A 25,511-nucleotide genomic window follows, 5' to 3' on the forward strand; every position below is an offset into this window, starting at 1 on the left:
CATGAGCGCAAAAGTCTGGCTGGTGGGTGCGGGCCCTGGCGACCCTGAACTGCTGACCCTCAAGGCCGTGCGGGCCCTGGGCGAAGCCGATGTGGTGCTGATCGACGATCTGGTGAATCCGGCGGTGCTCGAGCACTGCCCCCAGGCACGGGTCATTGCCGTGGGTAAACGCGGCGGCTGCCGCTCGACGCCCCAAGCGTTCATTCATCGGCTGATGCTGCGCTACGCCCGGCATGGCAAGTGCGTGGTACGCCTCAAGGGTGGCGATCCATGCATCTTCGGCCGTGGCGGTGAGGAAGCGCAGTGGCTGCAGGAACGTGGCGTCGAGGTGGAACTGGTGAACGGCATCACGGCCGGCCTGGCGGGAGCTACCCAGTGCGGGATCCCGCTGACCCTGCGCGGTGTCGCCCGTGGCGTCACCCTGCTGACGGCCCATACCCAGGACGACAGCAGCCTCAACTGGCAGGCCCTGGCGCAGAGCGGCACAACGCTGGTGATCTATATGGGGGTGGCCAAACTGGGCGAGATACGTGAACAGCTGATTGCTGGCGGCCTGGCGCCGCATACCCCGGTGGCCATGATCGAAAATGCATCCCTGCCCGAGCAGCGCCTGTGCCGGAGCGATCTGCACACCATGCAGGACGATGCCCATACCTTCCAGCTGAAAAGCCCGGCCATCCTGGTGGTTGGCGAGGTGGCCGCTTGCGGCGCACAACTGCCGGCCCTTTCCGAGGCGGCCCTGGCGGCCGCACTTTCGGCCTGACGCTAGGCTCTTTCAACAAATCGCGGACAAAGAAAAACCCGGCCTAGGCCGGGTTTTTCAAAGCTGCAAGCTACAGATTACTGAGCTTGTTGAGCTTGTGCTTCAACCTGCGCTTCTACGCGACGGTTTACAGCGCGGCCAGCTTCAGTTGCGTTGTCAGCAACTGGGCGGGACTCACCGTAACCAACGGATTGAACGCGGCTCGACTCAACACCGTACTGGCTGGTCAGAACTTGCTTAACGGCGTTTGCACGACGCTCAGACAGTTTCTGGTTGTAAGCGTCAGGACCGACGGAGTCAGTGTGACCTTCAACAACGGTGCTGGTTTGTGGGTACTGCTTCATGAAGTCAGCGAGGTTCTTGATGTCAGCGTAGCTGTTAGGCTTAACGACCGACTTGTCGAAGTCGAACTTCACGTCCAGCTCAACACGAACAACTTCAGCAACCGGAGCTTCTGGTTCTGGAGTTGGCTCTGGAACTGGAGCAGGAGCTGGAGCAACCTTGCCAGCGTTGCCGCCGAAGTTCACACCCAGACCAACCAGAGCGGAGTAGTCCCACTTGCCGTTGTCCATTGCGTAGTCGGCTTCAACGCCGGCACGAGCGAACAGGTTGTCGGTGAAGTAGTACTTAACACCGGTACCGATGATAGCCAGGGTCGACTGGTCGCGACCGCTGTGGCCGTCAGCCAGGACGTTGGTACGGCTCTGGTGACCGAAACCACCCGAAACGTATGGACGCAGGGAGTCCACGCCAGCTTGACCGAAGTGGTAGGTAGCCAGCAGGCTGCCGGTGTCACCTTTGATCTTCTGGTTGCCAGTGCCGTCGTTCGAACGGGTGTGGTTGGTTTTGTCGTAGTTCAGGTCCAACGACAGGTCATCGGTCAGGAAGTAGCCGATACGAGCGCCTGGGTTGAAGCCGTCTTCGATGTGCTTAACGCTGTCGTTGTACTGTTTTTTGTAAAACAGTTCACCCTCGACCGCGCCTTGGCCTTGCGCCAGAACGCCGAACGAAGTCACGGCAACAATAGAACCAATGGCAATGCCCAAGGTGTTTTTCAGTTTCATCCGTTAAATCCCCATCTGGTGATTGTAAAGCAGTCCCACATACCGGGGGACAACTCGGCGGTAAGTCTATCAGAACTTACCTAGACGTAAGAGATATTTGCGCCGAACTAAGTTTCAGCAATGCCTGCAAATTTCTCACGCAATTTATCAAGCGCACGCTTGTACCGCATTTTCGTAGCACTCAACCCCATGTGCATGATGTCTGCGATCTCCTGGAACTCCAGTTCTGCGACAAATCGTAGCACCAGAATCTCCCGATCGATCGGGTTCACATGCACCAACCAGCGGTCAAGTCCGCCCTTTTCCTCAGGTTTCGGCGCCTTATCTTCAGACGCTTCCTCGAGGGGATCAAGACTTAACGCATCCATCAAGCGACGCTTGCGCCGTTCTTTCCGATACTGAGTGATGCATTCGTTGTACGTGATGCTATAGAGCCATGTCTTGAACTTCGATTTCCCCTCGAAGTTCTTGAGGCCATACAGCACCTTCAACATCACCTCCTGACAGACATCATCAGCATCACGATCGTTCCCTAAATAACGTGCACAAACGTTGAAGAGGGTTCGCTGATAGCGTCGCATCAACTCTTCATACGCACGCGTCACATGAAACAGCTCCGTGTGCGAGCGCGCAACCAACTCCTCGTCAGAGAGCTCACGGGGGTCATAGCGCGTGGATAGCGATTGGGCTTTATTCAAAACGAGTCGGGCCGACAGTCAGGTCAATGTCCACCGCAGCCCAGGCAAGGGCATTTTGCGGCGGCATACATTAGCAGGGTTTGCCGGGTTAGCGGCTACTTACATGCTGCTCCAGCATGATCCGATTGGAGAGAGAGACCAGCTCACCCTCATCGGTCAGCAGTGTAGTCTTAACCGTGCCGATCTCCTCGATCTGCCCTTCGACCTCGCCAACTCGCACTTGTTGCCCAACCTGATACAACTCACGCACATAGATTCCCGCAAGAATCTGACCGGCAATATCCCGGCTTCCCAACCCCATGGCCAAGGCAACAGCCAGACCAACGGTAATCAAAACGATCACGATCACATGGTTGAGCAGGTCGGTTTTGACCTCCAACTGACTGATCGCAACGGAAATACTGATGATGATCACCAGCCCCTGGGCGATTCGCCCCAGGCCACTGGCGTAATCCAGACCAACCCCTTCGGCCGCTCCACGCACCAGCCCATTGGCCAGTTGCGCCAGCAATACCCCCACCAACAGCACCAGCGCGGCCCCGAAAACCTTCGGTAAATACAGCGCCAGCATGTCGAGCGTAGCCGAAACCCGCTCCAGGCCAAGGGATTCTGCAGCAGAAACCAGGAAAATCAGTAAAACAAACCAATACACGATTTTACCGATCAAGGTAGAAATCGGCACCTGCAGGCCCGCACGAGACAGCAGTTTGGTCAAACCGGTACCGCCCATCAAGCGGTCCAGGCCCAGTTTGGCGAGCAGTTTGGAAAGCAGGGTATCAAGCAGTTTGGCGACCACGAACCCCAACAGCAGCACGACCAGCGCGCCAAACAGGTTGGGAATGAAGTTCGCTACCTTGGTCCACAACGCAGTCATCGCAGTGACGAGGCTCTGAGTCCAGAGATCAAGTTCCATATTCAATCAGCCTTATCAGCAGTGCGAGCAGTAGGTTTACGACGGGAAACCGGCGAGATATGGGCCGATCCGTTATTCAGAGCAATCATCAGCGCCGGCAACCAGCGGCCGAGCAGGCTGAACAGATCGCCCGCCCCCACCTGCCGGTTGGCGGTTTTCAGTACGCGGCCCAGGCACGCATCGTCGTCCCGGGTGGACGGTGTGGCCTTGAGCATGTCACGCAACGACTGTTCAAACGGATCGTGCATACGCACCTCTCGATATGTCTGTGAAAGACGCGATCAAAATTCCCCGGGTCACATAGTTCATGATCAGACCCAGCGCAAACGTCGGAATAACCACCATTGTCCCAGCGCTACCAGCGCCATCAACAGGCAGGCCACCAGAAACCCGTAGGGACTGTTGGAAAGCGGGATTCCTCCGACGTTGATCCCCAGCAAGCCGGCCAGAAAACTCATTGGCAGAAAGATCCCGGTGATGATCCCGAAGCGAAACATGATGCGGTTCATGCGCACGCTCAGGCGCCGGTCTTCGGCCTCCAGCACAAGCCCCACGCGCTCTCGGGTCAATTCGAGCTCTTCCAGGTAGCGGGTCAGGCTGTTGTTCAATTCGTTCCAGTAATCGCCATCGTCATCGGCGAACCAAGGCAGCCTGATGCGGCTGAGTTGACCGAAAATATCCCGCTGCGGAGCGAGGAAACGCTTGAGTCCGGCAGCCCGTCGACGGATCTGCAGAATGTTGCTGTGCTCGGGGGTATACCGTTCGTCGGCATCCAGTTTTTCTTCCTCGGCATCGACCACTTCCGACAGGTCGCTGACCAGATCCTGCACCTTATGAGTCAGGTACTCAGCCATATAAAGGATGAGTTCGGAGGCGGTCTTCGGTCCCTTGCCTTCGCCCAGTTGCACCAGCAGCTCATCGGTCGCGCGCAATGGCCGCAGGCGCAGGGAGATCACTCGCTGGGCCGAACCGAAGATGCGTACCGAAACCATGTCCTCCGGCTCGGCGCCGGGGTTGAGGTTGATGCCGCGTAAAAACAGCAGGAACTCGGAATCCGGCAGCGCCAACAGGCGCGGCCGGGTGTTTTCTTCGAGTAGGAGGTCACAGCTGAACTCGCTCAGACCGCTGGATTTACGCAGCCAGGTCTGGGTTTGCGGATGGCTGCGATCCCAATGCAGCCAGAGGCTCTCATGGGCTTGCAGCTGCAGGTCGTCCAGTTCAGTTCGGGCAATCGCACGCGCACCGCCTTTACCATCCAGCACCAGGGCATGTACCAGCCCCCATTGCGCGTTGTCTTCCTCGAACATCCTCATCCCTTGCTTGGTCGACTGCTTATTCAGGCATTTTCAGTGGGCTTGGCGAAACGATCACGCCATTGTTGTCGGCATAGACATATTCGCCCGGACGGAAAGTCACCCCGGCAAAGGTCACTGCCACGTTGAGATCGCCAATGCCGCGCTTGTCGGTTTTCATCGGATGGCTGGCCAGCGCCTGAACACCCAGGTCGGTTTGCGCGATGACATCGACGTCACGGATGCAGCCGTAGATCACCAGCCCTTCCCAACCATTCTTGGCGGCCTTCTCGGCCAGCATGTCACCCAGCAGCGCGCGGCGCAGGGAGCCGCCACCGTCGACCACCAGCACCTTGCCGTGGCCCTTGAGCTCGACCTGTTCCTTGACCAGCGAGTTGTCTTCGAAGCACTTGATGGTCACGATTTCGCCGCCGAAGGAGTCGCGACCACCGAAATTGCTGAACATCGGTTCAACCACCTGTACCAGATCCGGGTAGGCGTCGCACAGGTCGGGAGTGAGGTAATGATTCATCGAGAAACTCCTGTAATGGAAAGAACACGTCGCGGTGTCGGAACTCGCAGGGTTCATGCTGAGTGACGAGCGCTGGCGGCAAATGTTCAACACCTTGCCTTAGCCCTCGATCCCCATGCAGCCCCCACCATACGCCAATTTCAGCAGGGGCAATGAGCACGAACAGGATACCGAGCCAGCGACCGAATGTGACCAAAACCGCTCAATGCGTCATATCTTAGCCGCAAGCGCAGCGGAACGAAATGCTCTTGTCAGAGCCTTCTGAACTCAACTCGCGGCAGCCAGTTCGGCACTCGATGCCAACAACGGGCTCTGCTGATCCTTCAACCAACGCGCCACCAAAGGCCAGACTTCGGCCTGGGCGGCTTTGCTCACCAGCATCTCGACGTGGCCGAAATTGCCGCTGAACCCTTGTTCGCGCCCCAGGCAGACAAACTGTTTGTGCTCGGAACTCAACTGGTCAAACAGCTTGCGACAAGCCCAGGTCGGATCCTGATGATCCCCGGCCGCGCTCACTGCCAATACCGGCAGCGAAACATCGGACAAACCGGCCCACCAGTCCTTCTGCCCATCCCCGAAACGCCCGAACAGCCCATACCAACGCATGCCTTCCAGGGCCAGGCCAATGGGTTCGTCCTCGGGACCGCGCTTGAGCCGCGAGCCGGACAACTGGGCAAACCGCTTGAGAATGAAACGACCGCCCCACTCCACCGCCGGGATTTTCAACGGCCAATAGGTGCGGCTGACCTGACAACCGAACAGCGCCGCCGACGCCACTGCCGGCTCTCCCAGATACTGGCCGCCCAGGGCCGCCGCCAAGGTAATGCCGCCCAGGGAATGGCCGATCCAGTGCGGAACCTGGCCGCTTTGTTCCCGCACGAAAGCGCCGATGGCCGGCAGATCGTATTGCGCATAGTCGGCGACGCGATTCTTACGGTAGTCGGCATTACGTCGCGACAGGCCGTGGCCACGCATCTCGGGGATCCATACATCGAAACCCAGGCGCGCCAGATACGCGCCCAGGCCGATGCCCTTGGGCGAATACCAGAAACGCCGATTGGAGAAGCTGCCGTGCAGCAGAATCACCGGCACGCCACGGGATTCGGGCTCGTCCGCCATTCCCAGGCGGGTGACGGCCAGCTCGACCGTGGTGTCCGGGCTGTTGCCGGGCTTCAGGCGGTAGACGTCTTCACTCAGGTCGCCTCGACGTTCGGCACTGATCAAGGCGACGGGAAATAGGTTGCTGCTGCTTTGCATAATGCTCTTGCACAAAAAAGGGCGGCTTCCAGATGGAGCCCGCCCTACTTGAATCTCAAAGCCCCGGCCAGCCCGAAGGCTGGCCGGGGCTTCATTCCGCTTAGACCGCACCCTGCCCCTCGGCCAGGAAGAACCAGGTTTCCAGTACGGAGTCCGGGTTCAGCGAGACGCTTTCGATGCCCTGCTCCATCAGCCACTTGGCCAGGTCCGGGTGGTCGGACGGGCCCTGGCCGCAAATACCGATGTATTTGCCGGCCTTGTTGCAAGCGGCGATGGCGTTGGCCAGCAGCTTCTTGACCGCCGGATTACGCTCGTCGAACAGGTGCGCGATGATGCCCGAGTCGCGGTCCAGGCCCAGGGTCAGCTGGGTCAGGTCGTTGGAACCGATGGAGAAACCGTCGAAGAACTCGAGGAACTCTTCGGCCAGGATCGCGTTGGAAGGCAGCTCGCACATCATGATCACGCGCAGGCCGTTTTCACCGCGCTTGAGACCGTTTTCGGCCAGCAGATCCACCACCTGGCTGGCTTCGCCCAGAGTACGGACGAACGGCACCATGATCTCGACGTTGGTCAGGCCCATGTCGTTGCGCACGCGCTTGAGGGCGCGGCACTCGAGTTCGAAGCAGTCACGGAACGATTCGCTGATGTAACGCGAAGCACCGCGGAAGCCCAGCATCGGGTTTTCTTCTTCCGGCTCGTAGAGCTTGCCGCCGATCAGGTTGGCGTATTCGTTGGACTTGAAGTCCGACAGGCGCACGATGACCTTTTTCGGCCAGAACGCCGCGGCCAGGGTGCTGATGCCTTCGACCAGCTTGTCGACGTAGAAACCGACCGGTTCGTTGTAACCGGCGATGCGCTTGTCGACGCTTTCCTTGATTTCATGGGGCAGGCCGGCGTAGTTCAGCAGTGCCTTGGGGTGCACGCCGATCATGCGGTTGATGATGAACTCCAGGCGGGCCAGGCCGACACCGGCGTTCGGCAGTTGGGCGAAGTCGAAGGCGCGGTCCGGGTTGCCGACGTTCATCATGATCTTGAACGGCAGCTCCGGCATGGCGTCGACGGAGTTTTTCTTCACGTCGAAACCCAACTCGCCTTCGAAGATGAAACCGGTGTCGCCTTCAGCGCAGGACACGGTCACGCCCTGGCCGTCTTTCAACAGTTCGGTGGCATTGCCGCAACCGACAACCGCTGGAATACCCAGCTCGCGCGCGATGATCGCGGCGTGGCAGGTACGGCCGCCACGGTTGGTGACGATGGCGCTGGCGCGCTTCATCACCGGTTCCCAATCCGGGTCGGTCATGTCGGACACCAGCACGTCGCCGGCCTGGACCTTGTCCATCTCCGACACGTCCTTGATGATCCGCACCTTGCCGGCGCCGATGCGCTGGCCGATGGCGCGACCTTCCACCAGCACGGTACCGGTTTCCTTCAACAGGTAACGTTCCATGACGTTGGCCTGGGTGCGGCTCTTCACGGTTTCCGGACGGGCCTGGACGATATACAGCTTGCCGTCGTCGCCGTCTTTGGCCCACTCGATGTCCATCGGGCACTTGTAGTGCTTCTCGATGATCATCGCCTGCTTGGCCAGCTCGCTGACTTCGGCATCGGTCAGGCAGAAACGCGCGCGATCGGCCTTGTCGACGTCGACGGTCTTGACCGAGCGACCGGCCTTGGCTTCGTCGCCGTAGATCATCTTGATCGCCTTGCTGCCCAGGTTGCGGCGCAGGATGGCCGGGCGACCGGCTTGCAGGGTGCCCTTGTGGACGTAGAACTCATCCGGGTTCACCGCACCTTGAACGACGGTTTCACCCAGGCCGTAGGCGCCGGTGATGAACACCACGTCACGGAAGCCCGACTCGGTGTCGAGGGTGAACATCACGCCGGCGGTACCGGTTTCCGAACGCACCATGCGCTGCACGCCGGCAGACAGGGCGACCAGCTTGTGGTCGAAGCCCTGATGCACGCGGTAGGAAATAGCGCGGTCGTTGAACAGGGAAGCGAAGACTTCCTTGGCGGCGCGAATGACGTTCTCGACGCCACGGATATTGAGGAAGGTTTCCTGCTGGCCGGCGAAGGAAGCGTCCGGCAGGTCTTCGGCGGTGGCCGAGGAGCGCACGGCCACGGCCATGTCAGGGTTGCCCGCGGACAGCTTGGCGAACGCGGTGCGAATTTCGGTATTCAGTTGCTCGGGGAATTCGGCTTCCATGATCCATTGACGGATCTGGGCGCCAGTCTTGGCCAGGGCATTCACGTCATCGACGTCCAGGGCGTCGAGCGCGGCGTGGATCTGGTCGTTAAGACCGCTCAATTCGAGAAAATCACGATAGGCCTGGGCCGTCGTGGCAAAGCCTCCAGGAACCGATACACCGGCGCCTGCAAGGTTACTGATCATCTCGCCCAGGGATGCGTTCTTGCCCCCCACATGCTCTACATCATGGACGCCGAGCTTATCGAGGGAAACTACGTACTCTACCAAGGTGATCTCTCCACTAACTGTGTTGGAAAAGCTCAGAAGCCGGCTGCTCGGGGAGCGCTTGCCAGCTGTATGGCCTGGACCTGGAAAATAAGTGAGAATGCGGGCCATTGGAGGCCGGCAAATCGCGCCTATCATATCCAAGATTCGTCACTAGCTTAAGGCCCAAGGTGCAAATGAAACGATCTGCTTTCTTCATCTCCGACGGTACCGGCATCACCGCTGAAACCCTCGGCCAGAGCCTCCTGGCGCAGTTCGAAAACATTACCTTCAGCAAAATCACGCGGCCGTATATCGACAGCGTAGATAAAGCGCGGGCCATGGTACAACAAATCAACATTGCCGCCGAAAAGGACGGATTTCGCCCGATTATCTTCGACACCATCGTCAATCAGGACATCCGTGAGATCCTCGCGACGTCCAATGGTTTCATGATCGACATCTTCTCAACCTTCCTCGCCCCCCTGGAGCTGGAGTTGAGCGAGCACTCGTCGTACTCGGTCGGCAAGTCCCATTCCATTGGCGGCAACTCCAACTATATGGAGCGGATCGAGGCGGTGAACTTCGCCCTCGACAACGACGACGGCGCCCGCACCCACTACTACGACAAGGCCGACCTGATCCTGGTCGGCGTGTCGCGCTGCGGCAAGACCCCGACCTGCCTGTACATGGCCATGCAGTTCGGGATCCGCGCCGCCAACTACCCGCTGACCGAAGACGACATGGAACGCCTGCAGCTGCCGACCGCCCTGCGCGCCCACCAGCACAAGCTGTTCGGCCTGACCATCGACCCCGACCGGCTCACCGCCATCCGCAACGAGCGCAAGCCCAACAGCCGTTATTCGAGCTATGCCCAGTGCGAGTTCGAAGTGCGCGAGGTGGAAAACCTGTTCCGCCGCGAGAACATTCCGCACATCAATTCCACGCATTTCTCGGTGGAAGAGATCTCGGCGAAGATCCTCGTGGAAAAAGGCGTCGAGCGGCGCTTCAAGTAGCGTTATCTGACCAATAGAAGGCTATCGCGAGCAAGCTCGCCCCTACATGGCTTACAAGATCTTGTAGGAGCGAGCTTGTCGCGATCGGACCAACGGTCCGCCCTGCCTTCAGATCACCAACAGATCCACGAACCGGTGCACCGCCGTGGCTTCCAGCTGCGCCTGGTCCTTGCACAGGGCAAAGATCTGCGCCGAACGCTGGGCCGTGAAGCGGGTGGCCAGGTTGGCCTTGAACTTGTCTTCCAGCAGCGGAACGCCTTCGGCGCGGCGCCGGCGATGGCCGATCGGGTATTCCACCACCACCTGCTCGGTGCTCGAGCCATCCTTGAAAAACACCTGTAGCGCATTGGCGATGGAGCGCTTGTCGGCTTCCAGGTACTCGCGGGTGTAGCGCGGCTCTTCGACTATCTGCATCTTCTCGCGCAACTGATCGATGATCGGGTGGGCGGCATGGAAGCCGTCTTCATAGTGCTCGGCCACCAGGTTGCCGAAGGCCAGCGGCACGGCGGTCATGTACTGGATGCAGTGGTCGCGGTCGGCGGCGTTGGCCAGCGGGCCGACCTTGGAAATGATGCGGATCGCCGATTCGTGGGTGGTGATGACGATCCTGTCGATCTCGTGCAGGCGATTGCGTACCAGCGGATGCAGGGTCACCGCCGCTTCACAGGCGGTCTGTGCATGGAACTCGGCCGGGAAGCTGATCTTGAACAGCACGTTTTCCATCACGTAACTGCCGTACTTCTGCGACAGGCTGAAACGGCGCTGGTCTTCGGGCTTGAGCGCCAGGTCCTTGTTGGTGTGGCTGAACAGCACGTCGTAGAAGCCCCACTGCGGCGCGCTCAGCACTCCCGGAATGCCCATCTCGCCGCGCAGGGCGATATCCGCCAGGCGCACACCACGACTCGTGGCGTCCCCCGCCGCCCAGGACTTGCGCGAACCGGCATTCGGCGCATGCCGATAAGTGCGCAGCGCCTGGCCATCGACAAAGGCATGGGACAGCGCCGCCAGCAGCTGTTCGCGGTTGGCGCCCATCAGTTTGGCGGTGACCGCGGTCGAGGCGACTTTCACCAGCAGCACATGGTCGAGGCCGACCCGGTTGAAGGAGTTCTCCAGGGCGATCACTCCCTGGATCTCATGGGCCATGATCATGGCCTCGAGCACCGCGCGCATGGTCAGCGGCGCCTCGCCATTGGCCACGCGCTTTTGCGACAGGTGATCGGCCACGGCGAGGATGCCGCCGAGGTTGTCGGAAGGATGGCCCCACTCGGCGGCGAGCCAGGTGTCGTTGTAATCCAGCCAACGGACGATGCAGCCGATATCCCAGGCTGCCTTGACCGGGTCCAGGCGGAAACTGGTGCCCGGCACTCGCGCGCCAAAGGGTACGACCGTGCCCTCGACCATGGGCCCCAGGTGCTTGGTGCATTCGGGAAAGCGCAGGGCCAGCAGGCCGCAGCCAAGGGTGTCCATCAGGCAGTTGCGGGCGGTATCCAGGGCCTCATGGGACTCGATCCGGTAGTTCAGAACGTAATCGGCAATGTCCTGCAGGACCTGGTCGTAATCGGGGCGTTCGTTCAGATCAACGTTGGCGCTCATGGGCAGTTCACTCCATCAAGGGTTAGGTGTGGGTTGCATCCTCAAGGTCAGGCTGATCGGGGTTATTTTTTATAACCCCCATTGTAGGAGCGAGCTTGCTCGCGATGACGGATGGACTGTCGACATCGATGTCGAGCTTGGTATCGCTATCGCGAGCAAGCTCGCTCCTACAAGGGTGGTGTGTTTTTAGAAAGCGTCGCCAGGCACACGCACCCAGCCTTCCATCAAGACCCGTGCGCTGCGGCTCATGATGGCCTTGGTCACGCTCCATTCGCCGTTGTCCTGCACGGCTTCGGCGCCGACGCGCAAGGTCCCCGACGGGTGGCCGAAACGCACCGCGCTGCGCTCACCGCCGCCGGCCGCGAGGTTGACCAGGGTGCCGGGAATCGCCGCCGCCGTACCAATGGCCACCGCAGCGGTGCCCATCATCGCGTGGTGCAGCTTGCCCATGGACAGCGCGCGCACCAGCAGATCGATATCGGCAGCCTTCACCGCCTTGCCGCTGGACGCCTGGTAGTCCGCCGGCGGAGCGACAAAGGCGACCTTGGGCGTGTGTTGGCGCTTGGCCGCTTCGTCCAGGTGCTGGATCAGCCCCATGCGCAGCGCGCCGTGGGCGCGGATGGTCTCGAACATCGCCAGCGCCTTGGGGTCGCCGTTGATATCGCCCTGCAGCTCGGTGCCGCTGTAGCCGATGTCGCGGGCATTGATGAAGATGGTCGGGATCCCGGCATTGATCATGGTGGCCTGGAAAGTCCCGACTCCCGGCACCTCCAGGTCGTCCACCAGGTTGCCGGTGGGGAACATCGAACCGCCGGCGCCCTCTTCCTCGGCCGCCGGCTCCATGAACTCCAGCTGCACCTCAGCTGCCGGGAAGGTCACACCATCCAGTTCGAAATCGCCGGTTTCCTGCACCGCGCCGTTGGTCATCGGCACATGGGCGATGATGGTCTTGCCGATATTGGCCTGCCAGATACGCACCACGGCCACGCCGTTCTGCGGGATGCGCTCGGCATCCACCAGGCCACTGCTGATGGCGAAGGAACCGACCGCCGCCGACAGGTTGCCGCAGTTGCCGCTCCAGTCGACGAAAGGCTTGTCGATGGAGACCTGGCCGAACAGGTAATCCACGTCGTGACCGGGCTTGATGCTTTTCGACAGGATCACCGTCTTGCTGGTGCTGGACGTGGCGCCGCCCATGCCATCGATCTGCTTGTCGTACGGGTCGGGGCTGCCGATCACCCGCAACAGCAACGCATCGCGGGCCGCCCCCGGCAGTTGCGCCGCCTCGGGCAGGTCTTGCAGGCTGAAGAACACGCCCTTGCTGGTGCCGCCACGCATGTAGGTGGCGGGAATCTTGATTTGCGCTACGAAAGCCATGGATTTCGGTCCTGATAAAGACCGAGGGCGGCGCCTTGCGGCCCGCCCCCGGTACGTCACTTAACTGGCGACAGCCGATTCGAGGAAGTCCTGGGCAAAGCGCTGCAACACGCCGCCCGCTTCGTAGATCGACACCTCTTCGGCGGTGTCGAGACGGCAGGTCACCGGCACCTCGATGCGCTCGCCGTTCTTGCGCCGGATCACCAGGGTCAGGGTGGCGCGCGGCTTGCGCTCGCCCACCACATCGAAGGTTTCGGTACCGTCGATGCCCAGGGTCTTGCGGTCGGTGCCCGGCTTGAACTCCAGCGGCAATACGCCCATGCCCACCAGGTTGGTGCGGTGGATGCGCTCGAAGCCTTCGGCGGCGATGGCCTCCACCCCGGCCAGGCGCACGCCCTTGGCCGCCCAGTCACGGGACGAACCCTGGCCGTAGTCGGCACCGGCGATGATGATCAGCGGCTGCTTGCGCTGCATATAGGTTTCGATGGCTTCCCACATCCGGGTGACCTGGCCTTCCGGCTCGATCCGCGCCAGCGAACCCTGCTTGACCTTGCCGCCTTCCTGGACCATTTCGTTGAACAGTTTCGGGTTGGCGAAGGTCGCGCGTTGCGCAGTCAGATGGTCACCGCGGTGGGTCGCGTAAGAGTTGAAGTCCTCTTCCGGCAGGCCCATTTTCGCCAGGTACTCACCCGCCGCGCTGTCGAGCATGATGGCGTTGGACGGCGACAGGTGATCGGTGGTGATGTTGTCCGGCAGCACCGCCAGCGGACGCATGCCGGTCAGGCTGCGCGCGCCGGCCAGGGCGCCTTCCCAGTACGGCGGACGACGGATGTAGGTACTCATCTCGCGCCAGTCGTACAGCGGCTCGACCTTGGGCCCGGTGTCTTCGTGAATGGCGAACATCGGGATGTACACCTTGCGGAACTGCTCGGGCTTCACCGAAGCCTTGACCACCGCGTCGATCTCTTCGTCGCTCGGCCAGATGTCCTTGAGGCGGATTTCCTTGCCGTTGGCGTCCAGGCCCAGCACGTCCTTCTCGATGTCGAAGCGGATGGTCCCGGCAATCGCGTAAGCCACCACCAGCGGCGGCGACGCGAGGAACGCCTGCTTGGCATAGGGGTGGATGCGTCCGTCGAAGTTGCGGTTGCCCGACAGCACCGCGGTGGCGTACAGGTCGCGGTCGATGATTTCTTTCTGAATCACCGGGTCCAGCGCACCGGACATGCCGTTGCAGGTGGTGCAGGCAAAGGCCACGACGCCAAAGCCCAATTGCTCCAGTTCGTGGGTCAAGCCCGCTTCGTCCAGATACATGGCCACGGTCTTGGAACCCGGTGCCAGCGACGACTTGACCCAGGGTTTGCGGGTCAGGCCGAGTTTGTTGGCGTTGCGCGCCAGCAGGCCGGCGGCGATCACGTTGCGCGGGTTGCTGGTGTTGGTGCAACTGGTGATGGCCGCGATGATCACCGCGCCATCGGGCATTTGCCCCGGCACCTCTTCCCACTGGCCGGCGATGCCCTTGGCCGCCAGGTCGCTGGTCGCCACCCGGGCGTGGGGGTTGCTCGGGCCCGCCATGTTGCGCACCACCGAGGACAGGTCGAACTGCAAGCCGCGCTCGTACTGGGCGTCTTTCAGGCTGTCGGCCCACAGGCCGGCCTGTTTGGCATAGGTCTCGACCAGTTGCACTTGTTCGTCTTCACGACCGGTGAGCTTGAGGTAGTCGATAGTCTGCTGGTCGATGTAGAACATCGCCGCGGTGGCACCGTATTCCGGGGCCATGTTGGAGATGGTCGCGCGGTCGCCCAGGGTCAGCGCCGCGGCGCCTGCGCCGAAGAACTCAAGGTAGGCGCCCACCACCTTCTGCTTGCGCAGGAACTCGGTCAGCGCCAGCACCATGTCGGTGGCGGTGATGCCCGGTTGCAGCTTGCCGGTCAGCTCGACGCCGACGATTTCCGGCAGGCGCATCCAGGACGCCCGGCCGAGCATCACGCTTTCGGCTTCCAGGCCGCCGACGCCGATGGCGATCACGCCCAAGGCATCCACGTGTGGGGTATGGCTGTCGGTGCCGACGCAGGTATCGGGAAAGGCCACGCCATCGCGCGCCTGGATCACCGGCGACATTTTCTCCAGGTTGATCTGGTGCATGATGCCGTTGCCCGGCGGGATCACGTCGACGTTCTTGAAGGCTTTCTTGGTCCAGTTGATGAAGTGGAAACGGTCTTCGTTGCGCCGGTCTTCCACCGCGCGGTTCTTGGCGAACGCATCCGGGTCGAAGCCGCCGCACTCCACCGCCAGCGAGTGGTCGACGATCAACTGGGTCGGCACCACCGGGTTGACCTGGGCCGGGTCGCCACCCTGGTCGGCGATGGCGTCGCGCAGGCCGGCCAAATCCACCAGGGCGGTCTGGCCGAGAATGTCGTGGCACACCACACGGGCCGGAAACCACGGGAAGTCGAGGTCGCGCTTGCGTTCGATCAATTGCTTCAGGGAATCGGTCAGGGTCGCCGGATCGCAACGACGCACCAGGTTTTCCGCGAGCACGCGCGAGGTGTACGGCAAGGTGTCGTAGGCGCCGGGCTGGATCGCCTCGACAGCCGCGCGGGTGTCGAAGTAGTCCAGTCGGGTACCGGGTAACGGTTTACGAAATTCTGTGTTCATCGTCAGGACTCGGTCACGGTGATTGCAAAAGGTGATGCTGCTGAAATCGCTCCCTGTAGGAGCGAAGCTTGCTCGCGATAGCGGTGTAACGGCCAACATCGATGTTGAATGTCAGTCCGTCTTCGCGGGCAAGCCTCGCTCCTGCAGGGCTCTGGGTTTTTAAGCAGCCACCATTCAGCGACGTTCGATTGGCACGAACTTGCGCTGCTCGACGCCGACGTACTCGGCGCTTGGACGAATGATGCGGTTGTTGGCGCGCTGTTCGAACACGTGGGCCGCCCAGCCAGTCAGGCGCGAGCAGACGAAGATCGGGGTGAACAGCTTGGTCGGGATGCCCATGAAGTGGTACGCCGAGGCATGGTAGAAGTCGGCGTTGGGGAACAGCTTCTTCTGCTCCCACATGGTCTTGTCGATGGCTTCGGAAACCGGGAACAACACCTTATCGCCCACTTCGTCAGCGAGCTTTTTCGACCAGCCCTTGATCACCTCGTTGCGCGGGTCGTTGTCTTTATAGATCGCGTGGCCAAAGCCCATGATCTTGTCCTTGCGCTCGAGCATGCCGAGGGTGCCCTTGATCGCCTCTTCCGGCGAAGCAAAGCGCTCGATCATCTCCATCGCCGCCTCATTGGCGCCGCCATGCAGCGGGCCGCGCAGCGAACCGATGGCCGCAGTAACGCAGGAGTACAGGTCGGACAGGGTCGAGGCACAGACCCGGGCGGTGAAGGTCGAGGCGTTGAATTCGTGCTCGGCGTAGAGGATCAGCGACACGTTCATCACCTTGACGTGCAGCTCGCTCGGTTTCTTGTCGTGCAGCAGGTGCAGGAAGTGGCTGCCGATGCACGGCTCGTCGGTCACGCAATCGATGCGCTTGCCGTCGTGGCTGAAGCGGTACCAGTAGCACATGATCGCCGGGAACGCGGCCAGCAGGCGGTCGGTGACGTCACGCTGTTGGGAGAAGTCCTGTTCCGGCTCGATATTGCCGAGGAACGAACAGCCGGTGCGCATCACATCCATCGGATGGGCGTCGGCCGGAATGCGTTCCAGCACTTCTTTCAGCGCCTGCGGCAGGTCGCGCAGCTTGCTCAGCTTCTGGGCGTAGGCGTCCAGTTGCGCCTGGGTCGGCAGCTCGCCGTACAGCAGCAGGTAGGCCACTTCCTCGAACTGCGCGTCGGCCGCCAGTTCGCGGACGTCGTAACCCCGGTAGGTCAGCCCGGCACCGGCCTGGCCCACGGTCGACAAGGCAGTCTGTCCGGCCACCTGGCCACGCAGGCCAGCGCCACTCAATACTTTTGCTTCGGCCATTGCTCTCTCCAATCTTGAATTTGTTAGGGAATCGGCAACTTCATGGGTCGGGGCTCACCCCGACACCGCAGGAACGAAGCGGCTCGCGATGCTGATCGACACACCCCGGTGTATCAGGGGCTGCGCGTTGTCGTTAACGTCCATCGCGGGCAAGCCTCGCTCCTACAAAGGTTGGTTCAGCTTTTCTTCTGGGCGAACAGCGCATCGAGCTTCTGCTCGAAGGCGTGGTAGTCGATGCGGTCGTACAGCTCCATGCGGGTCTGCATGGTGTCGATCACGTTCTGCTGGGTACCGTCGCGACGGATCGCGGTGTAGACGTTTTCCGCCGCCTTGTTCATGGCACGGAACGCCGACAGCGGGTACAGCACCAGGGAAACATCCACGGATTTCAGTTGTTCGGTGGTGTACAGCGGCGTGGCGCCGAACTCGGTGATGTTGGCCAGGATCGGCGCTTTCACCCGGCTGGCGAAGATCTTGTACATCTCCAGCTCAGTGATGGCTTCCGGGAACACCATGTCGGCACCGGCCTCGATGCAGGCGGCGGCGCGGTCCAGGGCCGACTCCAGCCCCTCCACCGCCAGGGCGTCGGTACGGGCCATGATCACGAAGCTGTCGTCGGTGCGGGCATCCACCGCGGCCTTGATACGGTCGACCATTTCCTGCTGGGAGACGATCTCTTTGTTCGGACGATGGCCGCAGCGCTTGGCGCCGACCTGGTCCTCGATGTGAATCGCCGCCGCGCCGAACTTGATCATCGACTTGACGGTGCGCGCCACGTTGAACGCCGACGAACCGAAACCGGTGTCCACGTCCACCAGCAGCGGCAGGTCGCAGACGTCGGTGATGCGGCGCACGTCGGTCAGCACGTCGTCGAGCCCGGTGATGCCCAGGTCCGGCACGCCGAGGGAGCCGGCCGCCACCCCGCCACCGGACAGGTAGATCGCCTTGAACCCGGCGCGCTTGGCCAGCAGCGCATGGTTGGCATTGATGGCGCCGACCACCTGCAACGGTCGTTCGCTGGCGACCGCATCGCGAAAGCGCTGGCCTGGAGTGCTCTTATTATTGGAACTCATGACTCACCTCGTGGAGTGGCTGTCTGCTTGGCGCCGTCCTGGTAATGACGGGCAATGTTGCGTTTGGAAGCGCCGATGTGACGGCGCATCAACAACTCGGCCAGTTCGCCGTCGCGATCGGCAATGGCATCGAGAATCCGGTGGTGCTCGGCGAACGCCTGGTGCGGGCGGTTGGGCGTGGCGGAAAACTGGATGCGGTACATGCGCACCAGCTGGTACAGCTCGCCGCAGAGCATCTGCGTGAGGGTGCGGTTGCCCGCGCCCTGGATGATCCGGTAGTGGAAGTCGAAATCGCCTTCCTGCTGGTAGTAGCCGACCCCGGCCTGGAACGCCGCGTCGCGCTCGTGGGTATCGAGCACCCGGCGCAGCTCGTCGATTTCCTCGTTGGTCATGCGTTCGGCGGCCAGGCGGCAGGCCATGCCTTCCAGGGACTCGCGGATTTCATAAAGCTCGATCAGCTCGGCATGGCTCAGGGACACCACCCGCGCCCCGACATGGGGCACCCGCACCAGCAGGCGCTGGCCTTCCAGGCGGTGGATCGCCTCGCGCAGCGGGCCGCGGCTGATGCCATAGGTGCGCGCCAGTTCCGGCTCGGAAATCTTGCTGCCCGGGGCGATCTCGCCCTTGACGATGGCCGCCTGAATGCGCCTGAAGACGTTTTCGGACAAGGTTTCCGAATCGTCCTGCGTCACGGCGGGGGGATCGAGCTGATCCAGCATATTGTCGACACCTTGAAAATCAATGCGACAAAAACTAGCCAATACAAGCCAACCAGTCAAAGGAAAAATAGATATTGTCGACAATCGTCTAATAACCCTTTGCACCAAACCGGCACAAAAGCCCCCGCCCCGCCGCTGGCGCCATAAAACCAGCATGCTAGAATGCCGCCCGCATTTGCCTGTCACATTAATAAGGCAGCACACGAGGGAGCTTGCGCAGCAATGCCAGTCGCCTTGAACTGAAGAACCCATGCAACGCACCAGGATCTATGAGACTCAAGGCCTTCTCCATACTGTTCTGCCTGCTCGGCCTGCCGGGCCTGAGTGCCGCCGCCGGCAAGACCGTTTACGGTCTGAATGAATACGCCAGACTGTCCGGGATCGACCTGGAAGTCGCCGCCAAGCTCGACACCGGCGCCAAGACCGCCTCCCTCAGCGCCCGCGATATCAAGCGTTTCAAGCGCAATGGCGAGTCCTGGGTACGCTTCTATCTGGCCATCGACGCCGCCCATTCCCACCCCATCGAACGTCCGCTGGCCCGCGTCAGCAAGATCAAGCGCCGCGCCGGCGACTACGACCCCGATGAGGAAAACAACAAGAAGTACACCGCGCGCCCGGTCATCGAGCTGGATATCTGCATGGGCACAGCCCTGCGCAGCATAGAAGTGAACTTGACCGACCGCAGTGCATTCCAATACCCGCTCTTGATCGGCTCCGAAGCGCTCAAGCGCTTCGATGCACTGGTCGACCCCAGTCTTAAATACGCTGCTGGCAAACCTGCCTGCGCCACCGACGCTCATACCGCAGAGTAATTCCAATGCGCTCTCTTACCCTCCATCTGAAAATCCTGATCGCCATCCTGGTGGTGCTGGGCATCTCGATCACGGCCTATCAGATTTTCGTGCTCGGCATCCCGGTGACCGAAGACGCCACCGACGACCTGTGGAACATCGACGCCAAGGTCGAATTCGTCGCCAACGCCAAGGACCCGATCAAGATCCAGATGTTCGTGCCGCCCCTGAGCCGCGACTACGTCAGCCTGAACGAGAGCTTCATTTCCAATAACTACGGGGTGGCGGTGAACCGCGTCGACGGCAACCGCAAGGTCACCTGGTCGGCACGCCGCGCCAAGGGCAACCAGACCCTCTACTACCGCCTGGTCCTGACCAAGCGCTACACCGCGGAAAAAGCCAAGATCAAGGGCCCGACCTTTCGCGACAGCATCGCCGTCGAAGGCCCGGAAAAGATCGCCGCCGAAGCCCTGCTCGCGCCGATCCGCCAGCACTCGGCCGACGTCGAGACCTTCATCAGCGAAGCCATCAAGCGGGTCAACAACAGCAGCGACGACAACGCCAAGATGCTCCTGGCGGGCGATCCGTCGCCGGCGAACAAGGCCAAGATCGTCGACCTGCTGCTGTCCATCGCCCACGTGCCGATGGAAAAGGTCCACACCATCCGCCTGGTGGCCGACCAGCCGCAGGCTCCGGAACTGTGGCTGCGCAGCTTCAACGGTACCGACTGGCTGTACTTCAACCCGGAAACCGGCGAACAGGGCCTGCCCAGCGACCGCCTGTTGTGGTGGATCGGTGACGACAGCCTGATCACCGTCGATGGCGGCAAGAAAGCCACCGTCACCTTCAGCCTGAACAACAGCGAAATGAACGCCATTCGCCTGGCCAAGCTGACCGACGAGAACACCGACGCCAACTTCCTCGAATACTCGCTGTACGGCCTGCCGCTGCAGACCCAGCAGACCTTCATGATCATGGTGATGATCCCGATCGGCGTGCTGGTGATCCTGGTGCTGCGCAACCTGATCGGCCTGCAGACCCTGGGTACCTTCACCCCGGTGCTGATCGCCCTGGCCTTCCGCGAAACCCAGCTGGGCTTCGGCATCGTGCTGTTCACCGTAATCACCGCGCTCGGGCTGTCGCTCAGGTCCTACCTGGAACACCTGAAGCTGCAGATGCTGCCGCGGCTGTCGGTGGTGCTGACCTTCGTCGTGGTGCTGATCGCCGCCATCAGCCTGTTCAGCCACAAGCTCGGCCTGGAACGCGGCCTGTCGGTCGCCCTGTTCCCGATGGTGATCCTGACCATGACCATCGAACGCCTGTCGATCACCTGGGAAGAACGTGGCGCCGGCCACGCGATGAAAGTCGCCATCGGCACGCTGTTCGCCGCCTCCCTGGCCCACCTGATCATGAGCGTGCCGGAGCTGATCTACTTCGTCTTCACCTTCCCGGCGATGCTGCTGATCCTGGTGGGCTTCATGCTGGCGATGGGTCGCTACCGCGGCTACCGCCTGACCGAGCTGATCCGTTTCAAAGCCTTCGTCAAGGCTGATTCGTAATGTTCGGCCTGTGGAAGACCTGGAAGGCCCTGGAAGCCCGGGGCATCATGGGGATCAATCGGCGTAACGCGGACTACGTGCTCAAGTACAACAAGCGCAGCCTGTACCCGATCGTCGACGACAAGATCATCACCAAGGAACGCGCGATCAAGGCCGGCATCCATGTGCCGGAACTGTATGGCGTGATCTCCACCGAGAAGGAAATCGACAAGCTCGGCGAGATCATCGGCGGGCGCAACGACTTCGTGATCAAGCCGGCGCAAGGCGCCGGCGGCGACGGCATCATCGTGATCGCCGACCGTTTCGAGGGTCGCTACCGCACGGTGTCGGGCAAGATCATCAGTCATGAAGAAATCGAGCACCACATCTCCAGCATCCTCACCGGCCTCTATTCCCTGGGCGGCCACCGTGACCGGGCGCTGATCGAATACCGGGTGACCCCGGACCAGATCTTCAAGAGCATCAGCTACGAAGGCGTGCCGGACATCCGCATCATCGTGCTCATGGGCTACCCGGTGATGGCCATGCTGCGCCTGCCGACCCGCCAGTCCGGCGGCAAGGCCAACCTGCACCAGGGCGCCATCGGCGTCGGTGTCGACCTGGCTACCGGCCTGACCCTGCGCGGTACCTGGCTGAACAACATCATCGCCAAGCACCCGGACACCACCAACGCGGTGGACGGCGTGCAGCTGCCCTACTGGGACGGCTTCATGAAGCTGGCGGCCGGCTGCTACGAGCTGTGCGGCCTGGGCTACATCGGGGTCGACATGGTGCTGGACCAGGAAAAGGGCCCGCTGATCCTCGAGCTCAACGCCCGCCCCGGCCTGAACATCCAGATCGCCAACGACTGCGGCCTGACCCAGCGCACCCACGCGGTCGAAGCGCACCTGGCAGAGCTGAAAGCCCGCGGCATCAGCGAAACCGTCGAGCAGCGCGTGCAGTTTGCCCAGGATCTGTTCGGCCATATCCCGGCGGTGGAAGGCTGATCCACGGCATTGACCTGTAGCCGCTGCCGCAGGCTGCGATCGGCCGGCACGGCCGTGGCGTCCTTATGGGCGCTGGAAGACCTTCGGTCTTATCGCAGCCTGCGGCAGCGGCTACAGTGCGATGCGTCGTAAACCGGGCAATCCCCGACATCCCCACTAGGAGCAAATCCTTGAGGGGACTACAATCGCCAGCCGCGCTCCTCCGATGGCTGATCCGCCCCGCATGTCGACCTGCTCCGTACACCCGCTGCCCTATCGCCCCAACCCCGCCGAGTATTTCGCGGCGATCCGTCATGCCCCTGGCGCCGTCCTGCTCGACAGCGGCCGGCCCAGTGCCGAGCGCGGCCGCTACGACCTGCTCAGCGCCTGGCCACGGGCCCAGCTGGCCGTCCTCAAGGACGAAAGCGGCGAAGATTTCCTGCAACGCCTGCGGCTCAATCTGGATCAGCTGGGCCAGGCGGCGATCCCCGCGCCTTACCAGCTGCCTTTTGCCGGCGGGCTGATCGGCTACCTGAGCTACGACTTCGGACGCCACCTGGAACGCCTGCCCAGCCAGGCCCTGGATGACCTGCAACTGCCCGATGCGCGCTTCGGCCTCTACGACTGGGCGCTGATCAGCGACCATCAGCAGTGCACCAGCCAACTGGTGTTCCACCCGGCCGTCGTCGCCGCCGAACGCCAGCGCCTGATCGCCCTGTTCAGCCAGGTGCCGGCCAGCACCGACGGCAGCTTCAAACTCAGCGGGCCGATGCGCCCCGACCTCAGCGCCGCGCAGTATCAACAGGCGTTCGAGCGTATCCAGGCGTACATCCAGGCCGGCGACTGCTATCAGGTCAACTTCGCCCAACGCTTTCGCGCGCCCTGCGTCGGCGATCCGTGGGCTGCCTACTGCGCGCTGCGCGCGGCCTGCCCCACGCCTTTTTCCGGGTTCCAGAGCCTGCCGGAAGGTGGCGCGGTGCTGAGCCTGTCGCCGGAGCGCTTCGTGCGGATCAGTGAGCGCCAGGTGGAAACCCGGCCGATCAAGGGCACCCGCCCACGCAGCCAGGATGCCGCCGAAGACGCGGCGAACGCCGCCGAGCTGCTGGCCAGCCCCAAGGACCGCGCGGAAAACCTGATGATCGTCGACCTGCTGCGCAACGACCTGGGCCGCACCTGCCGCATCGGCTCGGTGCGGGTGCCGGAGCTGTTCAGCCTGGAAAGCTACCCGAATGTGCATCACCTGGTGAGTAGCGTCACCGGCGAGCTGGCGGACGACAAGGACGCACTGGACCTGATCGCCGGCAGCTTCCCTGGCGGCTCGATCACCGGCGCGCCGAAGATCCGCGCCATGCAGATCATCGACGAGCTGGAGCCGACCCGGCGCGGGCTGTATTGCGGTTCGTTGCTGTACCTGGATGTGCGGGGCGAGATGGACAGCTCGATCGCCATCCGCAGCCTGCTGGTCAAGGACGGGCAGGTCTGCTGCTGGGGCGGTGGCGGGATTGTCGCGGACTCGGACTGGCAGGCCGAGTATCAGGAGTCCATCACCAAGGTGAAGGTGCTGCTGGAGACCTTGCAGAGCCTTTAAAGGCATCGTGGGCAAGTCGGATCGCCGCGCGCTCGCTCCTACGGGTCAATGTCGTTCACGGCAATGCGGCACGACGCGGCCTGTAGGAGCGAGGCTTGCCCGCGATAGCTGCGCCGCGAACCTACAGGCTCAACTCGCGGTTCGATGCCTTGAGGAACTCGTGCTTCAGCTCGGCAAAGCTGTGCACCGCCGGGAACTGCGGGAACTCGCGAATCACGTTGTCCGGGGCATGGAACAGAATCCCGGCATCGGCCTCGCCGAGCATACTGGTGTCGTTGTACGAATCCCCCGCCGCGATCACCCGGTAGTACAGGCTCTTGAAGGCCAGCACTGACTGGCGCTTGGGGTCTTTCTGGCGCAGCTGGTAACCGGTCACCCGGCCGCTGTCGTCGGTGACCAGGCGATGGCACAGCAGCGTGGGGAAGCCCAGCTGGCGCATCAGCGGCTGGGAAAACTCATAGAAGGTGTCGGACAGAATCACCACCTGGAAACGCTCGCGCAGCCAGTCGACGAACTCGATGGCGCCGTCCAGCGGCTTGAGGGTGGCGATCACTTCCTGAATGTCCGAGAGCTTCAGGCCGTGCTCGTCGAGAATCCGCAGGCGCTGTTTCATCAACACATCGTAATCGGGGATATCCCGGGTGGTCGCCTTGAGGGATTCAATCCCGGTTTTTTCGGCAAAGGCGATCCAGATTTCCGGGACCAGTACACCTTCCAGGTCGAGACAGGCAATTTCCACGAGACACTCCCATTTGTATTGGTTATTCGAGCGAGCAAAAGGACTGCCGAACTCTAGCGATTCGCCCCAGCCCACGCAACGCAAGGAGCGCGCCAGCCGGGGGCGGATTTTGTTACCATCGCCAGTATCTAGAGCGCTCAGCGCCACCGACCTGTAGGAAACCGCCCTGATGAGCCCATCGTTCAATGTCGCTGAACTCGCCGCGACCTATGCCCAAAAATCCGCCCAGGACATTCTCAAGCTGGCCTTTGCCGAGTTTGGCGATGACCTGTGGATCTCTTTCAGTGGTGCCGAGGATGTGGTGCTGGTGGACATGGCCTGGAAGCTGAACAAGAACGTCAAGGTCTTCAGCCTCGACACCGGTCGCCTGCACCCGGAAACCTATCGTTTCATCGAGCAGGTACGCGAGCACTACAAGATCGACATCGAAGTGGTTTCGCCGGACCACGCCAAGCTCGATCCTTTCGTCAAGGAGAAAGGCCTGTTCAGCTTCTACAAGGACGGCCACGGCGAGTGCTGCGGCATCCGCAAGATCGAACCGCTGCGCCGCAAGCTGTCCACCGTCAGCGCCTGGGCCACCGGCCAGCGTCGCGACCAGAGCCCGGGCACCCGCAGCCAGGTGGCGGTACTGGAGATCGATAGCGCCTTCTCCACCCCGGAACGCACCCTGTACAAGTTCAACCCGCTGGCGCAGATGACCAGCGAAGAGATCTGGGGTTACATCCGCATGCTCGAACTGCCGTACAACAGCCTGCACGAGCGTGGCTTCATCAGCATCGGCTGCGAGCCTTGCACCCGCCCAGTGCTGCCGAACCAGCACGAGCGCGAAGGCCGCTGGTGGTGGGAAGAAGCCACGCAGAAGGAATGCGGCCTGCACGCCGGCAATATCATCAGCAAGGGCTAAAGCCCCCGATTCCTCTTTCCTCTGGTCTGTCGGAGTGAAGCCTGCTCGCGAAGCGGTGTGCCAGGTACGCCGTCTCGCGAGCAAGCTTCGCTCCTACAGAAGCCCTCCTCCCGGCAAAAATCTTGTACACACAAGTGTCACCACAGGTGCCATTTTTGTGTGCACTTTATGCCTCGACGCCCCAAAAGGTTACACCCCTCTCCCTGGGCCGTCCTCCATCGCGCTTACACCCCATCCCCTCGAAAATAAATACCTGTTC

The 25,511-nt window shown here is 61.8% G+C and carries 22 protein-coding genes; 7 read left to right on the forward strand and 15 right to left on the reverse strand.

All coding sequences use genetic code 11. From position 1 onward, the window contains the following. Position 1: 1 nt before the first annotated feature. Positions 2 to 763: a uroporphyrinogen-III C-methyltransferase gene (gene cobA / locus PVZ80_RS28625; protein WP_028682001.1), complete on the forward strand. Its 762-nt coding sequence runs from the start codon at positions 2 to 4 to the stop codon at positions 761 to 763. A 77-nt stretch (positions 764 to 840) separates the two neighbouring features. On the opposite strand, the gene PVZ80_RS28630 is transcribed toward cobA, so the two are convergent. The 8 genes from PVZ80_RS28630 to ppsA all read right to left on the reverse strand — a co-directional run bounded on the left by PVZ80_RS28630 (position 841) and on the right by ppsA (position 8,995). Continuing rightward, the gene (locus tag PVZ80_RS28630) at positions 841 to 1,827 is read right to left on the reverse strand and encodes an OmpA family protein (protein ID WP_273864876.1); all 987 of its coding nucleotides are present in this window, start codon (positions 1,825 to 1,827) and stop codon (positions 841 to 843) included. 107 nt (positions 1,828 to 1,934) lie between these two features. Continuing rightward, on the reverse strand, positions 1,935 to 2,525 hold the full coding sequence (gene sigX, locus PVZ80_RS28635) for an RNA polymerase sigma factor SigX (protein WP_009042922.1): 591 nt from the start codon (positions 2,523 to 2,525) through the stop codon (positions 1,935 to 1,937). Positions 2,526 to 2,613: 88 nt separating this feature from the next. After that, the gene (locus tag PVZ80_RS28640; RefSeq protein ID WP_007927520.1) at positions 2,614 to 3,438 is read right to left on the reverse strand and encodes a mechanosensitive ion channel family protein; all 825 of its coding nucleotides are present in this window, start codon (positions 3,436 to 3,438) and stop codon (positions 2,614 to 2,616) included. 2 nt (positions 3,439 to 3,440) lie between these two features. Beyond that, positions 3,441 to 3,686, reverse strand: coding sequence for a hypothetical protein (locus PVZ80_RS28645; RefSeq protein WP_007927518.1), 246 nt, complete (start codon positions 3,684 to 3,686; stop codon positions 3,441 to 3,443). Positions 3,687 to 3,749: 63 nt separating this feature from the next. Beyond that, positions 3,750 to 4,745 carry a zinc transporter ZntB gene (locus PVZ80_RS28650; RefSeq protein ID WP_009042920.1) on the reverse strand — a complete coding sequence of 332 codons (996 nt, stop codon included), beginning with the start codon at positions 4,743 to 4,745 and terminating at the stop codon, positions 3,750 to 3,752. 25 nt (positions 4,746 to 4,770) lie between these two features. Then, positions 4,771 to 5,262 carry a ribonuclease E activity regulator RraA gene (rraA, locus tag PVZ80_RS28655; protein ID WP_009042919.1) on the reverse strand — a complete coding sequence of 164 codons (492 nt, stop codon included), beginning with the start codon at positions 5,260 to 5,262 and terminating at the stop codon, positions 4,771 to 4,773. A gap of 267 nt (positions 5,263 to 5,529) precedes the next feature. After that, positions 5,530 to 6,519, reverse strand: a complete 990-nt coding sequence (locus tag PVZ80_RS28660; RefSeq protein WP_210532785.1) for an alpha/beta fold hydrolase — start codon at positions 6,517 to 6,519, stop codon at positions 5,530 to 5,532. A gap of 100 nt (positions 6,520 to 6,619) precedes the next feature. Next, positions 6,620 to 8,995: a phosphoenolpyruvate synthase gene (ppsA, locus tag PVZ80_RS28665; RefSeq protein WP_009047902.1), complete on the reverse strand. Its 2,376-nt coding sequence runs from the start codon at positions 8,993 to 8,995 to the stop codon at positions 6,620 to 6,622. A 173-nt stretch (positions 8,996 to 9,168) separates the two neighbouring features. Here ppsA and ppsR point away from each other — a divergent pair, with 173 nt between their 5' ends. Continuing rightward, the gene (gene ppsR, locus PVZ80_RS28670) at positions 9,169 to 9,987 is read left to right on the forward strand and encodes a posphoenolpyruvate synthetase regulatory kinase/phosphorylase PpsR (RefSeq protein ID WP_007927505.1); all 819 of its coding nucleotides are present in this window, start codon (positions 9,169 to 9,171) and stop codon (positions 9,985 to 9,987) included. Between the two features lie 108 nt (positions 9,988 to 10,095). Here the strand turns inward: ppsR and prpD are convergent, their stop codons facing one another. The 6 genes from prpD to PVZ80_RS28700 form a co-directional block, all read right to left on the reverse strand. Next, positions 10,096 to 11,580, reverse strand: coding sequence for a 2-methylcitrate dehydratase (gene prpD / locus PVZ80_RS28675; RefSeq protein ID WP_273864877.1), 1,485 nt, complete (start codon positions 11,578 to 11,580; stop codon positions 10,096 to 10,098). Positions 11,581 to 11,766: 186 nt separating this feature from the next. Next, the gene (prpF, locus tag PVZ80_RS28680) at positions 11,767 to 12,957 is read right to left on the reverse strand and encodes a 2-methylaconitate cis-trans isomerase PrpF (protein WP_273864878.1); all 1,191 of its coding nucleotides are present in this window, start codon (positions 12,955 to 12,957) and stop codon (positions 11,767 to 11,769) included. A 60-nt stretch (positions 12,958 to 13,017) separates the two neighbouring features. Then, positions 13,018 to 15,612: a Fe/S-dependent 2-methylisocitrate dehydratase AcnD gene (gene acnD / locus PVZ80_RS28685; protein ID WP_028681997.1), complete on the reverse strand. Its 2,595-nt coding sequence runs from the start codon at positions 15,610 to 15,612 to the stop codon at positions 13,018 to 13,020. A gap of 174 nt (positions 15,613 to 15,786) precedes the next feature. Further along, positions 15,787 to 16,914: a bifunctional 2-methylcitrate synthase/citrate synthase gene (prpC, locus tag PVZ80_RS28690; RefSeq protein WP_025804288.1), complete on the reverse strand. Its 1,128-nt coding sequence runs from the start codon at positions 16,912 to 16,914 to the stop codon at positions 15,787 to 15,789. Positions 16,915 to 17,090: 176 nt separating this feature from the next. After that, complete coding sequence (gene prpB, locus PVZ80_RS28695; RefSeq protein WP_016704988.1) at positions 17,091 to 17,987, reverse strand: methylisocitrate lyase; 897 nt, start codon at positions 17,985 to 17,987, stop codon at positions 17,091 to 17,093. Then, positions 17,984 to 18,706 (reverse strand): GntR family transcriptional regulator, encoded by a 723-nt coding sequence (locus tag PVZ80_RS28700; protein ID WP_009047896.1) that lies wholly within the window; start codon positions 18,704 to 18,706, stop codon positions 17,984 to 17,986. The genes prpB and PVZ80_RS28700 overlap by 4 nt, the downstream gene beginning before the upstream one ends. A 269-nt stretch (positions 18,707 to 18,975) precedes the next feature. Between PVZ80_RS28700 and rloA the strand changes: the two genes are divergently transcribed. The 4 genes from rloA to pabB all read left to right on the forward strand — a co-directional run bounded on the left by rloA (position 18,976) and on the right by pabB (position 23,609). Beyond that, positions 18,976 to 19,518: a retropepsin-like aspartic peptidase RloA gene (gene rloA / locus PVZ80_RS28705; RefSeq protein ID WP_009047895.1), complete on the forward strand. Its 543-nt coding sequence runs from the start codon at positions 18,976 to 18,978 to the stop codon at positions 19,516 to 19,518. Between the two features lie 5 nt (positions 19,519 to 19,523). Further along, the gene (rloB, locus tag PVZ80_RS28710; protein ID WP_009047894.1) at positions 19,524 to 21,056 is read left to right on the forward strand and encodes an osmotic stress tolerance membrane protein RloB; all 1,533 of its coding nucleotides are present in this window, start codon (positions 19,524 to 19,526) and stop codon (positions 21,054 to 21,056) included. Next, positions 21,056 to 22,042, forward strand: coding sequence for an alpha-L-glutamate ligase-like protein (locus tag PVZ80_RS28715; protein WP_009047893.1), 987 nt, complete (start codon positions 21,056 to 21,058; stop codon positions 22,040 to 22,042). The genes rloB and PVZ80_RS28715 overlap by 1 nt, the downstream gene beginning before the upstream one ends. A 223-nt stretch (positions 22,043 to 22,265) precedes the next feature. Next, positions 22,266 to 23,609: an aminodeoxychorismate synthase component I gene (gene pabB, locus PVZ80_RS28720; protein WP_110176104.1), complete on the forward strand. Its 1,344-nt coding sequence runs from the start codon at positions 22,266 to 22,268 to the stop codon at positions 23,607 to 23,609. 121 nt (positions 23,610 to 23,730) lie between these two features. Here pabB and thrH read toward each other — a convergent pair whose 3' ends face one another. Continuing rightward, positions 23,731 to 24,348 carry a bifunctional phosphoserine phosphatase/homoserine phosphotransferase ThrH gene (gene thrH / locus PVZ80_RS28725; RefSeq protein WP_273864879.1) on the reverse strand — a complete coding sequence of 206 codons (618 nt, stop codon included), beginning with the start codon at positions 24,346 to 24,348 and terminating at the stop codon, positions 23,731 to 23,733. A gap of 169 nt (positions 24,349 to 24,517) precedes the next feature. On the opposite strand from thrH, the gene PVZ80_RS28730 reads away from it, so the two are divergent. Continuing rightward, a complete protein-coding gene (locus PVZ80_RS28730) occupies positions 24,518 to 25,252 on the forward strand; it encodes a phosphoadenylyl-sulfate reductase (protein ID WP_016704990.1) in 735 nt (244 codons plus the stop codon). Positions 25,253 to 25,511: the final 259 nt, after the last annotated feature.

This window comes from Pseudomonas sp. B3G-3 (assembly GCF_028640915.1).
Lineage (GTDB): Bacteria > Pseudomonadota > Gammaproteobacteria > Pseudomonadales > Pseudomonadaceae > Aquipseudomonas > Aquipseudomonas chlororaphis_I.

Bases quoted from the DNA above. Each gene is read 5' to 3' on its own strand.
- PVZ80_RS28730 (WP_016704990.1), top strand. From the start codon at position 24,518: ATGAGCCCATCGTTCAATGTCGCTGAACTCGCCGCGACCTATGCCCAA.
- PVZ80_RS28645 (WP_007927518.1), bottom strand. From the start codon at position 3,686: ATGCACGATCCGTTTGAACAGTCGTTGCGTGACATGCTCAAGGCCACA.
- prpD (WP_273864877.1), bottom strand. From the start codon at position 11,580: ATGAGCGCCAACGTTGATCTGAACGAACGCCCCGATTACGACCAGGTC.
- rloB (WP_009047894.1), top strand. From the start codon at position 19,524: ATGCGCTCTCTTACCCTCCATCTGAAAATCCTGATCGCCATCCTGGTG.
- prpB (WP_016704988.1), bottom strand. From the start codon at position 17,987: ATGAGTTCCAATAATAAGAGCACTCCAGGCCAGCGCTTTCGCGATGCG.
- cobA (WP_028682001.1), top strand. From the start codon at position 2: ATGAGCGCAAAAGTCTGGCTGGTGGGTGCGGGCCCTGGCGACCCTGAA.
- prpF (WP_273864878.1), bottom strand. From the start codon at position 12,957: ATGGCTTTCGTAGCGCAAATCAAGATTCCCGCCACCTACATGCGTGGC.
- PVZ80_RS28715 (WP_009047893.1), top strand. From the start codon at position 21,056: ATGTTCGGCCTGTGGAAGACCTGGAAGGCCCTGGAAGCCCGGGGCATC.
- PVZ80_RS28640 (WP_007927520.1), bottom strand. From the start codon at position 3,438: ATGGAACTTGATCTCTGGACTCAGAGCCTCGTCACTGCGATGACTGCG.
- acnD (WP_028681997.1), bottom strand. From the start codon at position 15,612: ATGAACACAGAATTTCGTAAACCGTTACCCGGTACCCGACTGGACTAC.
- rraA (WP_009042919.1), bottom strand. From the start codon at position 5,262: ATGAATCATTACCTCACTCCCGACCTGTGCGACGCCTACCCGGATCTG.
- PVZ80_RS28660 (WP_210532785.1), bottom strand. From the start codon at position 6,519: ATGCAAAGCAGCAGCAACCTATTTCCCGTCGCCTTGATCAGTGCCGAA.
- rloA (WP_009047895.1), top strand. From the start codon at position 18,976: ATGAGACTCAAGGCCTTCTCCATACTGTTCTGCCTGCTCGGCCTGCCG.
- prpC (WP_025804288.1), bottom strand. From the start codon at position 16,914: ATGGCCGAAGCAAAAGTATTGAGTGGCGCTGGCCTGCGTGGCCAGGTG.
- pabB (WP_110176104.1), top strand. From the start codon at position 22,266: ATGTCGACCTGCTCCGTACACCCGCTGCCCTATCGCCCCAACCCCGCC.
- PVZ80_RS28630 (WP_273864876.1), bottom strand. From the start codon at position 1,827: ATGAAACTGAAAAACACCTTGGGCATTGCCATTGGTTCTATTGTTGCC.
- ppsR (WP_007927505.1), top strand. From the start codon at position 9,169: ATGAAACGATCTGCTTTCTTCATCTCCGACGGTACCGGCATCACCGCT.
- PVZ80_RS28650 (WP_009042920.1), bottom strand. From the start codon at position 4,745: ATGTTCGAGGAAGACAACGCGCAATGGGGGCTGGTACATGCCCTGGTG.
- PVZ80_RS28700 (WP_009047896.1), bottom strand. From the start codon at position 18,706: ATGCTGGATCAGCTCGATCCCCCCGCCGTGACGCAGGACGATTCGGAA.